The organism is Pseudomonas sp. E1BtOHC1 (assembly GCF_058744285.1).
This window is the reverse complement of the sequence record NZ_CP196023.1, coordinates 2,049,794-2,062,008: the sequence shown is the minus strand read 5'-3', so window position 1 is coordinate 2,062,008 and position 12,215 is coordinate 2,049,794. Positions and strand designations below refer to the sequence as shown.

Sequence of the window (12,215 nt, the reverse complement as noted above, 5' to 3'; positions counted from 1 at the left end):
TCCAGGGCGCCCCCATGCAACGCGCCAGGCCCCGACCCGCACCAAAGGAAAACCGAATCATGGAAGTGCTTATCATCCTGCTGGTCATTACCGGCGTGATCTCGCTGCTGGTGGTGTATGCCAACAAGAGCAGCAGCGGCAATGACCTGGGTATCACCCTGGACGAGGCAGCGCAGATCAATCGCGCGGCGCACCTGAGCGCCATCGAACCGCAAGTGGGCTTGCAACTGGCCCAGCGCCTGACGGGCAAAGCCCGGCAACTGGGGCTGATGCAGATGCCTGCGGCGCTGTACCGACAAGGCGACCAGGAACAGGCCCTGGAAGTACTGGCCGAACTCGATGAAACCTACCAGCCCATGGCCCTGGACCAACTGCTCGAAACCTTGCTCGACAAGGACGGCCCACAGGCGGTGCTAAGCCTGTTGGAGCGCCTGCATCAACCCCTGCCCTCAGCGCCCATGCTGCGCATCCCACTGCTGGTGGCCAGCGGTGAACACGAGCAGGCCCGCGCCTTGCTGGTGACCTTCGGTGTCGAGCAGTTGAGCCAGGACTCCGCCAGCGAGCATCGGCAGTTGGCTACCCTGCAACGCAGCTTGGGCCTGGCCGACAAAGCCGCCATCAGCATCGGCCTGGCCTGGCAACTGCTACTCAAACAGCCGGCCAACAAACTGGACCTGCATGAACTGGAACAGACCCTGCTCGAGTACCGTGCCCAGGGGCAGGACGCGCAGTTCCCGGCCATGGCCGCGCAATTGCCCGAGTCGGCCCAAATCATCGTCGTGACCCTGCTGATGCAAGCCGGGGAATTCGACGCCGGATTCGAACTGCTGGCGCAAAACCCCGAGCCCGACGACTACTTCGGCTACCCACCGTTACTCAAGCTGATTCTGGACGCCAAGCGCCCGGATCTGGCTACACAGCTGATCGCCCAGGTGCCGGAGTCGGACGCCAGCGAGCTGCTGTTGAGCCTGTTGAACTGGCATGTCGCGCGCAACGAGATGGCCGAGGCCGAGGCGGCCTTGCAGGCCGGCGCCGTCTCGACCCCGCAGCGTATCTGGTGCCTGATCTGTCTGTGGGGCAACTACGTCGAGGAACACTCGCAATGGTGCGCCCATCTGCTGGAGCAAGCCTTGCTGGCACTGGAGACCTTGCGTGGCGATGAGCAATGGCCGTGGTTGCGCCTGCTGATCCTGGAAACCCAACTGCGGGTGCAGGCCGCCCTGCCGCGCCTGCGCCGCGACAGCTGGCTGATCCGCAATAACCTGGAGGAAATGGCGCATCTCAACACCCAGCTCGAATACGCCGATCGTCCGATGAAACTGGCGTTGCAGGCCAAGCTGCTCCACGACCTGGAACAAACCCGGCAAGCCGGCGAACTGCTGGATCAGGCTGTGCAAGCGCTCGACGACGACAGTCAAAATGCGACGCTGGACCCTGCGGAAAAAACCTTCTTCCTGGAACAGCTGGCGCTGAGCTACGTCTACATCGACGATCAGGCAAAAGCCGCCGAGCTAAAGAGTCGCCTGGAACAGCGGGCGGCCTATGCCAGCCAATTGAGCCAGGCCATGGTGCTGAACCATATCCGCCAGCAACGCTTCGAGGAGGCGATTGCCGGCCTGGAACTGCGCAACCTGTTTATTGGCGAAAACCCGGTGCAGCAGTTGCACCTGGCCCTGGAAACCCTGCGCCAGAGTGCCCCGGAAAAAGCCCATGAGCTGCGCCAGAAGCTGATCGACAGCCTGGCCGCCGAGAGCGCCTGGGGTTACCCGAACGCCGCCTGAGGCCGTGTTGAGGCCCGCCGCTGCACGCCTTAACGCGGCGCGTAGCGGCTCCACAGCTCGTTGAACTCCTTGAGATAACTGGCCACCAGTTGCGGGTGGTCGATCACCAGCAGGTTTTCCTCATTGCCGGTGGTGGCGCTGCGGGTCCAGTTGAAGCTGCCGTTGAGCAGGGTCCGGCCATCGAACACAGCGAACTTGTGGTGCATGTGGAACGGCGTGTCGTCGATCCGCACCGGCACGCCGGCCTCGCGTAACGCGGCGATATCGCTGCCGACATCGAATTGCTTTTCACTGTCGCTGATCACCCGCACGGCCACGCCGCGCTGGTGGCAGGCGCGGATTTCGTCGCTCAGTTGATCGTCGGAAATGGTGAACACGCAGATATCCACCGAGATTCGGGCCTGGCGACACAGGTCGCGGATCTTGCGCCGGCAGTCTTCGCCAGGGCTGAAGTGGGCACTGGCCATGTCCCGCACCGGGGCGCTGTTGGCGTCCAGGGTCTTGACCACCTGCTCCAGCCATTTCAACGCCGGCAGCACATTGGCGCTGTCTGTCAGCGCCAGTTCGCGCACCAGATCAAAGGCGCGGTTACGCATGTAGCGCACCTGGTCCTGGCCCAGTTCGCTGCCCAGTTGACGCAGCTCGTCGCGCTCTTCGTTGCTCAGTTTCAGGTCCAGCAGGCTGTCGCGCAGCTGCTGGTCCAGGTGGGCAAAATCCATGTCGTGATCCTTAAGTATTCGCCGGCAAGCCGGCTCCTACTATTGAGAGTCCTTGAGGGTCGGAACCTCGCCGTTACTGAGCATCTGGCTCAGTTCGTCGAGGCGCGTGGCGATGTCGCCGATGCGCTGGTGGCTGTGCAGGTCGACGTCGATCTTCTTGTGCATGACCTTGATCAGCGGCAGGAAGCTGTTCTCCAGGTGCTCGGAGAGGTTTTCCAGCACGTCGCGCAGTTCGTGCTGCTGCGCGGGTCGGGCCAGGCCGCGTACGCCTTCCACCAGATCGTTGAGCTGGGCCACCACGCGGGTACCGACATCGCTGTCGCTGCCGCCCATGGAGCGGTTGCGCACGAAGTCGCGCTTGATCTGGGTCCAGCGCTCGCTCTGCTCCGGGGTCTGGTTACCGCGCAGCTCGGCGAGCTTGAGCAGGTTTTCCTCGGCGCCGGTGGTCAGCAACTGGGATTCGCCCTGGTAGTGGTCGGCCAGCAGTTGCAGGAGCTCGGCGTCGTTCATCACCGCCGAGATCTTCTCCGCCATCTTGTTCATGTTGCGGTAGCTGCCTTGCAGCTTGAACGGCGGCTCGCTGCGGTACTGGTCGGCCTGGGCGGCGCTGGCGATGTATTGCTGGTTGACCCGCAGCACCACGTCGCGCACCTGCATCAGGCGTTGCAGGGTGGTGGTGATCTCGTTGATCTCGGCACCGCTGTAGCTATGGCTCAGTTCGTTGCTGGAGAAGGCCTTGCCCTCGGCCTTGGCGACGAAGCGGTAGACGTCCGCCATGTCGCGGGTGGCCAATGGCGCCAGGACCGGGTTGGAGGTCAGGCCGTTCTCGATGTAGCTCAGGGAGAAGGCCTCTTGCATGCCACCCAGGGTGTCGCCGAGGTTATAGATGTCGGCCCGGTTGGCCAGCATGTCGGGGATCTTGAACACCTCGCCGGACTCGGTGTACGGGTTGCCCGACATCACCACGCAGAACTTTTTGCCGCGCATGTCGTAGGTCTTGGTGCGGCCTTTCCACACGCCTTCGATGCGCCGGGTGCCGTCGCACAGCGAGATGAATTTCTGCAGGAATTCCGGGTGAGTGTGCTGGATGTCGTCGACATAGAGCATCACGTTGTTGCCCATCTCCAGGGCCAGGTTGAGTTTCTCCAGTTCCTGGCGCGAAGTGGCGTCCGGTGCCTGGGCCGGGTCCAGGGAACGTACCTGGTGCCCCAGGGCCGGGCCGTTGATCTTCATGAAGATCAGCCCCAGGCGGTGCGCCACGTATTCCATCAAGGTGGTCTTGCCGTAGCCCGGTGGCGAAATCAGCATCAACAGGCCCATCAGGTCGGTGCGCTTGTTCTCGCCCACAGTGCCCATCTGCTTGGCCAGGTTGTCGCCGATAAAGCCCAGGTACACATCGTTGATCAGCTTGTTGCGCACGAAGGAGCTCAGCGGCCGCGGCTTGAATTCGCTCAGGCGCAGGGCCGAGCGTTCACGGCCGATGATGCCCTGGCGCAAGCTCTGGTAACGCTGCAGGCCAGGCAGGAATTGTTCGCGGTGGGCCCGTAGGCGAGCGAAGAAGCCGTCCACGGTGAGGGACAGGCTGCGCTCCTGGATGCGCGGGTGTTCGCCCATCAGGTTGTCGACCTTGAACCGCAGATCGACTTCGGTGATGCGCTTGGCAAAGTCTTCCCGCAGCAGCGACAGGGCCACCGCCTCAGGCACGTAGTCGGCCCACTCGGCGAACTCGCCCTCGGCGCACAGGGCCGAGAGCCAGTTCTCGGTCAGTGCCCACTGCGCAGCGGGGCGCTCCACCAACCGCGCCAGGGCCTGCTGGTAGTCGTCCCACATCCGCGCGCCCTGCAGGCGCAGGGTCAGGGCTTCCTGCAGCTGCTTGGCGTATTTGCTGAAGGTGAATTCAATGCGTTCGGCGGCCAGCTCCTGGACCAGGTACTCGGCAGCCTCGGGCAACAGCTCGACGGCCAGGGTGAAGGCGTGCTGCTGATGCCAGTCACCCAGTGCCACGAGGATTTCCTCCTGCAACTGCTGCAAGCCTTCGCGACGCCCGAACAGTTGCTGGATATGCCGGCTGGTACGGGCACGTTCCACCCATTGCCGGGGTTGCGGCTGTTCCTGCTGGCGATCCCAGTAGAGGCTGGCAAAGGCACGGGCCGTGGCGCCGAAACGCAACAGGCCGGCACTGTCGCGCAGGGGCAGCAGTTGCAGGAGGATCGCTGCGGCGTCGTGGTCGTGGATGCCCTTCTCGTAGCCTTCCTTGTAGCGCGGCGCAGCAAAGTCGCGGATCACCCGCGCCAGTTCTTCAGGGTGCGCCAGCAAGGGTTTCAGGCTTTCCAGGCTCAGGCCTTCCACGCCTCGATCGGCAGCGTCCAGCACTTGCCCGGCGAGGTATTCGGCACGGTACAACTGGGCCGATTCCGACTCCAGGGCCACCTGCCAGAAGTCGCGCAGGGCCTCCAGCTCGGGGTCGCGCAGAGGTTCGAGGAAGTCCGTGCCGGTGAGGTGCAGGTGCAGTTCGTCGCCCCGGGGCATCAGGGTCAGGTCCAGCTCCTGGGTGTTGACGCTGAAACGGTGGCGCGGCCCCAGCTTGATGACGTTGCCGCCCTCTTCGAACAGCTCGGTCTTGTCGCGCAAGGCACGCACGGCCTGATCCCGGGCGCCCTTGAGGCGCGACTCGACATCGTCGGCCTTGACGCTGTCCTTGAGCTCGCGCAGACGCTCGGCCAGTTCCCGCAGCTTGAGGATCAGCGGGTCGGCGGCGAAGAACGCATTGAGCTCCTCGGCCTGGGTGAACTTGGCGGTGCGCCGGCCGAGGCTGTCGAGAATCCGCCGCGCCGCGTCCAGCAGGCCCTGGGCCTTGCGCTGACGCTCGTCGAGCAGGGATTGCTTGTGGGCCTCGAAGGTTTCCAGCAACTCCTCGCGCTTGCCGAGGATGTCGCCGAGGAACTGTTCGTGATCGCCGAAGCGGCTTTCCAGCTCCTCCAGCTGCACCAGCAACCGCGACAGCTGCTCGTCGCAACGTTCGGGGTCCTGGGCCTGGGCCAAGGCATTGGTGATGCCCTGGCTGAAGAGTTTGAACTGGGCCCCGAACTGCGCCACGGTCTCGGTCGAACCCAGCCCCTTGCGCCGCTGTTCGGCACGGGCCTTGGCCTGGTTGAGGCGGGCGTAGATCTGCGAGATGGATTCAATGATCCGGGTGCGCTGGGTGGCGTCGTCGATCTGTAGCGAGGCCATCAGGCTCGACAACATGTCCAGGTCGCCGGCCATGGCTTGCAGGGCGCCCAAGGGCTCGCTGAGCTGGGCCACGGTTTCGGCTTTCTGCGCCTGGGCGTCCAGGGCTTCGAGCTGGGTCACAAAAGGCTGCAAGGCCTGATCGCTGGCGAGGAAGGTCGCAGTGCCGGCGGCGGTGCGCTCCTGGGCCTTGAGCAGGTCGGCTTCCATGGCATCGATGCGCGCCACGTCGATGTAGCGGTAGTCGCGAATGGTCAGCAGCAGCCCGCGCTGGGCGGTGATGCCGTTCAGAGCATCGACGAAGCTTTGCACCTGATCCCAGCTGTCCACCAGCAGGCTGTCCAGCAGGGCTTTCTGCTTGGCCTCGGCGGCCACCATGGCCTGGTCCGACTGGCGACGGATGCTTTCGACTTTCTCGTATTCGTCGAGCACCAGCTCCGAGGTGGAGGCCACTTCCCGCAGCAGCGGCGCCAGGCCGTCGAGCTCGGCGCTGCCCAGCCAGTGGTACACGTCGAACAGGCGCCGGGTGTTCTGACACAACAGCGAATAGCGCTGCACCGACACCGCCGGGGTATCGATCTCGCGGCACAGGTCGTAGAGATCGGACACGCTGCGCACCAGTTCGGCATTGCCGATGCGTCCGAGAAAACCGCTGCGGGTCGGTTGCCGCGCGGCGTATTCCTCGGTGAAGAACGGCGTCTGCCAGACCTGCATCGGATGCACCCGGGTCGGCTCGTCGCCTTCGGCAGCGAAGATCACCATGCGCCCGTCTTCCAGGCGCGCGTAGCCGTGGCCGAACAGCGGGTTCTGCAACTGGCGGTTGATCATGTTGTAGGTCAGCAGCACCGAGCGGCCCTGCTCCGGGTGGTAGAAGATGTACTGCACATCTTCACCGTTGGGCGAGCGCACCGAGCGCTTGAAGCGCATGCCTTCCATGGACTGTTCGAAGGTCTTGTACTCGCCGCTCTGCAGGTAATAGCCGCCGGGGAAGATGATCCCGTGGTCTTCCGGCAGCTGCACGCAGGCCAGGCCGATGGCGTCGATGCGCTCCACCTGGCGAGTCAGGCTGTTGAACACCAGATAGCGCCACTGCTCTTCGCGGTACGGCAAAACCTTGAGCAGGATCAGGCTGCCCAGGCGGGCGAATTCGATCTGCGAGTCGTCCAGGGACTGGGTCTTGTCCAGCACCTCTTCACGGTAGATGCCCAGACCCGACTCGGTGTTGTTCTCGACCTTGATGGTCAGGTCGCCGCCGATGGTTTCGACGAACACCGTGTCGAGGATGTTCAGGTGCGGGAAGCGGCCTTCGACCACCATCTCGCGGGTGGCCTTCTTCCATTCGAAGTCGAAGGGCGCCGGCAGGGCGATATCTCGCTCGCCGCGATTGTCGATGTAACGGACGTCCCGTCCGTCCACCGAGATCGACCAACGGAACACCCGCACATCGGTGACGCGCTCGCCGATCTGGAAACTCGCCAGCAGCTTGCCGTCACGGATCGCCAGTTGCAGCAGGCGGGTGTTCTTGTAATAGGTGTAGAGCTCGTTGAAATCGTTGAGGAAGCCCTGGGCCGCCAGGAAACTGCCTTCCAGGGGCACGGGCTCGGCTTCGTAGCCTTCGCCCTCTTCCACCAGGCGGTAGAGGGAAAACACGTCGGCGACGCTGGTTTCCTTCTTCAGGCCGATAAAGACGTTGTAGCCAAACAACAGGCAGTCGCCGACCTGGACGATGTCCCGGGCGATGCAGTTGTTCTCGGTACGGATGCGCACCCGCCCGACCACTTCCATGCGGCTGTTGCCGAACTCGTCGAGACGCCTCTGGTTGAGGTCGTCAGTGGTGGCCCGCAGGCGCTGGCCCTGGTCCAGCAGGCGCTTTTGCAGCACCTCATAGGCGCCGCCTTCGGCGACTGCCTTGTCCAATACGTCCTGTGGGGGAGTTGCGACTTGAGCGTCCGACATCGTGGCCTTCCTGGATCTACGGCGGTGTGCAAAAAAGCGGGCTCCTCAAACCTGGAGCCCAGCACCTGAAACCAGCCAGCTGAAACCCGCAGCCTGACACCCGCCCTGCAGCCGTCGATAAAAACGGTAGCTACAGGATCAGGTGAGGGCTGGCGAATCAGCTGTGGTCAGGCATTTCAGGCTTCGGCAGACGGAGCGTCGGCCTTGCGCGTAACGGCAGCGGCGGCCAGCTCAGCGGCTACCGCCGGAGCGCCCTTGCCATTGAGCAGGCGTGCCAGGACGTCCTGGACCACCGGGCTCTTGCCCACCACGCCCTCGATGGCCTTGCCCACCGACAGCGACTTGGCGAAGGAGTTGAAGAAGTCGCCTTCGCCACCAACGATCTCGATCTTGGCCTTGCTGAGGGCGGCGGACAGCACTTCGGCCTGGTCCTTGGCGATTTCCTTGTTGGCGGCGATGGCGGCCATCGCTTCCTCGAAGTTCTTCTCCAATTGCATGCGGAACTCTTCGTGCTGACGTGCGCTGTCGCTGAGGGAGTCCAGGGCACCGAACTTCTTGCCCAGGCCTTCGGCTTCGGCGTTCAGACGCTGCAGCAGCACTTCGGCTTCAGCCGAACCCAGGTCCTTGGTGGCTTTGGCCTTGGCCGCGCCCAGTTGCTCTTCGCCACGGGCCTGAGCCCCGAGCTTCTCTTCCATGACCTTGGCTTCTGCCAGGCCGTCCTTCTCTTTGGCAGCCGCCTGGGCTTCCATGATGCGGGCGTCGGCCAGGCCTTTTTCCTGCTCGCCACGGGCTTCGGCAATCAACTGCTCGGTGCGTACTCGGGCTTGAGCCAGGCCTTCTTTTTCCTGGGCTGCTGCGGTGATTTCCAGCACGCGGGCATCCGCCAGGCCAGGCGCAGCGCGCTCGGCTTCCAGGCCTTCGGCCAGGCGCTTTTTGGCTTCGGCCTGTTTGGCCGCCGCTTCCAGTTCGGCTTGGGCCAGGTTGTTGATTTCCACAGCCTTGTGCTTGGAGCGGGTCTCGTCGGCTTCAGCCTGCTTGACCTGGCGCACCAGATCCTGCTCGGCTTCGGCCTGAGCCTGGATCACCACCACTTGCTTGGCGCGCTCGGCTTCGGACACTTCGCGCACTTCCTTGATCCGCTCTTCTTCCTGGGCCACGGTCTTCTCGACCGCTACCCGCTCACGGATCACTGTGGCGATGTTCTTGCGCTGCTCTTCCAGAGCCTTTTCTTTCTCGATGCGTTGCAGTTCCACTTCACGCTCGCGGGCCACCACTTCCAGGTCCTTGGCGCGGGTGACTTTCTCAACTTCGATGACCACCGCACGCTGACGGTTCTGCTGGGCCACTTCGACTTCGCGATGATGGTTCTCGGTGCGAACGTCGATTTCCTGCTGGGACTGAATACGTGCTTGCTCGGCCTTCAGGCGTTCCTCTTCCTTGACCTTGGCGGTCTCGGCTTCCTCGCGGGCGCGGATGGTTTCGATCTCGCGCTTCTGCCGGGCTTCGGCGTCGGCCTGCTGGCGTTCGAGGGACAGCGAGGCTTCGCGGGTCTCGACGTTCTTCTTCTGGATCGCCAGTTCCTGGTTGCGCTCCAGTTCGTTGGTGATGACGTTCTGCGCCGCAGTCAACTCGGTGATCTTGCGGATACCCTCAGCGTCGAGAATGTTGCTCGGGTCCAGGGAGTGCTTGGCGGTCTGCTCCAGGTAGTCGATGGCTACGTCTTCCAGCACATAGCCGTTGAGGTCGTTGCCGATGATCTCGATGATGCGGTCGCGGAAGTCCTGGCGGTTCTCGAACAGCTGGACGAAGTCGAACTGCTTGCCCACGGTCTTCAGCGCTTCGGAGAACTTGGCGTTGAACAGCTCGTTGACCGCAGCGCGGTCGGAGGCACGGTCGACACCGATGGCCTTGGCCACCTTGAGCACGTCTTCCTGGGTTTCATTGACCCGCAGGTAGAAGGCCACGGTGATGTCGGCGCGCATGTTGTCGCGGCAGATCAGACCATCCTTGGCCCGACGGTCGACTTCCAGGGTGATCAGCGAGATGCGCATGAACTCCTTGAGGTGGATGACCGGGTACACCAGGGCGCCAGTGAAGTGCACCTTGGGGGTCGAGGACATGTCGTTGACGATCAGCGCCGTGCCTTGGGGGACCTTGATGTAGAAGGCCTTGAACAGGGCCAGCAGGCCGAAGACCACCAGAACGACGAGGCCGATCCCGAGCAGGATGGGCAGCAGCGACGGTAAATTCATGCAATCAATCTCCTTTGATTCTGAGGAAGTCCGGGCTCAGAGGCCGCGAAACTCGTCCTCGGTAATGACCCGATAGGCGTGTTGCGCCTCCAGATACTCCAGTAACACGACGCGATCGCCGCGTTTGAAAGCTCGCGCCTCATCGGCACGCACACGCAGGATCAGGCCCGCGCCGCCGTTCTCGAGCACGGCTTCGCCGTGTTCCAGGGTGACTCTGCCGCTACGCACCACAGCCGTCTGCCCCAGCACCGACTGGCTGCTGGTGGCTTCCATCTTGTGAAACAGCGGACGCAGCGGGCTGCAGATTGCCGCGCTGATGGGCGCCGCCAGGAACAGTGCAACCACTGCCAGCAACAGGCCCAGGGGATAACGCAGCCAACCCAGGGGCAGGTGGCTGAGAACATAGAGTTCGGCGAAATAGGTCAGGAACCAGCTGAAGAACATCAGCAGGGTCAGCACCAGGGTGACCGGCACCCCGTTGAGCTTGAACTTGATCAGCAGCCCGGCCAGACCTTCAGTGGCGTGAGCGCCTTCGAGCAGCGAGTCGGCCTCGAAGTCCAGCAGGTCGACCTCAAGCATGCCCATGGCCACCACGGCCCAGTAGATCACTGCCAGGCAGAGCATGAAGCTGAACAGCACTGTGGGGAACGACAACACTGTCTGCAGGAAGATTTCCATTGCTTTCCTATCCCTGAAAAAGCCGGGCAAGGCCAATCGGCCCCGCCCCTACAACAACGGTGAATCAGGACTTGCTACGGTCCTTGAGGCGCGCCAGCACGCTGTCGGCGCTGGTGTTGCCGGCAACGATCCCGGCTTCACGCAACTTGGCATCCAGGGCATCGTCCGGGTTGCTGGTGCTGGCCAATTCGGCTGCGGCTTCCATCTTCGCCGCACGCTCGGCCTGCTTCTGCTTGATCCGCTCCAGAGATTCCACCGCGGTGTGCAGCTTGCTCTGGGAACCACCGTAGCGCTGAGCCACGGCCTGCTGGGCTTTCTGCACGCTCTCGGTGGCCTTGACGGTATCCACCTGCTGTTTCAAATGTTTGATATTGCCTTCGGCCTGGGTCACGGCCTTGCGCAATTGGGCCACGCTGGCGGCAAAACCATCGGCCTGCTCACGCTCGACCGCCAGGTCATTTTCCAGGTTGGCGATCTTCTGCGCTACTTCCTGGGCAAGATGTTCATTACCCGCTTCCAGGGCCTTGAGGGCATAGCTTTCATACTCGGCGATCTTCGCCGCGCTGCCATTGGCACGCTCGGCAGCGAGTTTCTGCCGGGCCATGATCTCGGCCAGGGCTTCCTTGGACTTGCGCAGTTCCTGGTCGGCGTCGCGGATTTCCTGATCGAGAATCCTCAGGGCCTGGCTGTCCACCAGGGCTTCGCCCGCTTCATTGGCGCCACCGCGCAGGGCGGTAAGCAACTTGCTCCATACGTTCATGTGCATTCCTCCAGGTCAGGCCTGAGCCTTCAAGTAGCCTTCATAGGCCTCGGTAGCCCTGATCACGTTGCTGGCCAGGGTTTCGATCTCGTAGAGCACGTTGGAGAGGATCGAGGTGGCGCTGAGCGCACCGAACATCATGTAGAAGCGCTCGCCGCCAAGACGGGTTTCCAGGCCGATGCTCGACAGCGGGAACAACTGTCGGCTGAGCAGCACTTCTTCGTTGAAGGCCTGCACATCGGTGACTTCGCTTTGCGGCCAGAGCAGCCCCTCTACCAGGATCTGCTCGCCGGACAAGGCGACGAACAACGGCAGATCACCGTATTCGCGCATGGTCACGTGCAAGCTCGGTTCGGCACCCTCGAGCAGCTCAACGCTGGCTTCGCCGCTATTGAACAGCTCGGTGGCTGCCAGGGCCTGGCACAACGATCGGGCATTCCAGATCTGCGGCATGCTCATTTCTCCATCCTTTTCCACAGGAGCCAGCCCTTCGAAGGGCTGACGCAGTTTGCGTTCAACCGCCAGCAACGCCTGGGCGTTCTCGGGCAGTATCCAGACTTCCTTTTTCACCAGACCCTGATCACGCAGGCGCTGGCGGAATAAACGTTGGTAATGGGCTGAGGATTTGTTTTCCATGGCGCACAGACTAGAGCATCACATGTAAGGTTTTCAATTCATCACATGTAATTTTTTAAAGGGGTATTTGTAACAAGAGTTTTCTATCGATTAGCTCGAAACAAACCGCCGGCCCCGTGACGGGACATAGACCACATTGAGCGATTTGCAACCGCCTTTCTCATGAACCGCGCCATTAAACCCGCCACCCAAGAGAATGAGAAGC

At 62.7% G+C, this 12,215-nt stretch carries 7 protein-coding genes; 1 reads left to right on the top strand and 6 read right to left on the bottom strand.

Annotated elements, in window-relative coordinates; genetic code table 11:
• Positions 1–59: 59 nt before the first annotated feature.
• Entirely contained in the window at positions 60–1,781 is a 1,722-nt protein-coding gene (locus ACSSVC_RS09410) for a hypothetical protein (RefSeq protein WP_492612216.1), read from the top strand.
• A gap of 29 nt (positions 1,782–1,810) precedes the next feature.
• On the opposite strand, the gene ACSSVC_RS09405 is transcribed toward ACSSVC_RS09410, so the two are convergent.
• The 6 genes from ACSSVC_RS09405 to bacA form a co-directional block, all read right to left on the bottom strand.
• Entirely contained in the window at positions 1,811–2,500 is a 690-nt protein-coding gene (locus ACSSVC_RS09405; RefSeq protein WP_346633478.1) for a phospholipase D-like domain-containing protein, read from the bottom strand.
• A 39-nt stretch (positions 2,501–2,539) separates the two neighbouring features.
• Complete coding sequence (locus tag ACSSVC_RS09400; RefSeq protein ID WP_492612215.1) at positions 2,540–7,684, bottom strand: DNA repair ATPase; 5,145 nt, start codon at positions 7,682–7,684, stop codon at positions 2,540–2,542.
• 176 nt (positions 7,685–7,860) lie between these two features.
• A complete protein-coding gene (locus tag ACSSVC_RS09395) occupies positions 7,861–9,936 on the bottom strand; it encodes a flotillin family protein (RefSeq protein ID WP_346633480.1) in 2,076 nt (691 codons plus the stop codon).
• A gap of 36 nt (positions 9,937–9,972) precedes the next feature.
• Positions 9,973–10,614: an OB-fold-containig protein gene (locus ACSSVC_RS09390; protein ID WP_194237949.1), complete on the bottom strand. Its 642-nt coding sequence runs from the start codon at positions 10,612–10,614 to the stop codon at positions 9,973–9,975.
• Positions 10,615–10,678: 64 nt separating this feature from the next.
• Complete coding sequence (locus tag ACSSVC_RS09385; RefSeq protein ID WP_194237948.1) at positions 10,679–11,374, bottom strand: PspA/IM30 family protein; 696 nt, start codon at positions 11,372–11,374, stop codon at positions 10,679–10,681.
• 15 nt (positions 11,375–11,389) lie between these two features.
• Positions 11,390–12,010, bottom strand: coding sequence for a biofilm formation regulator BacA (gene bacA / locus ACSSVC_RS09380; protein WP_346633481.1), 621 nt, complete (start codon positions 12,008–12,010; stop codon positions 11,390–11,392).
• Positions 12,011–12,215 lie beyond the last annotated feature (205 nt).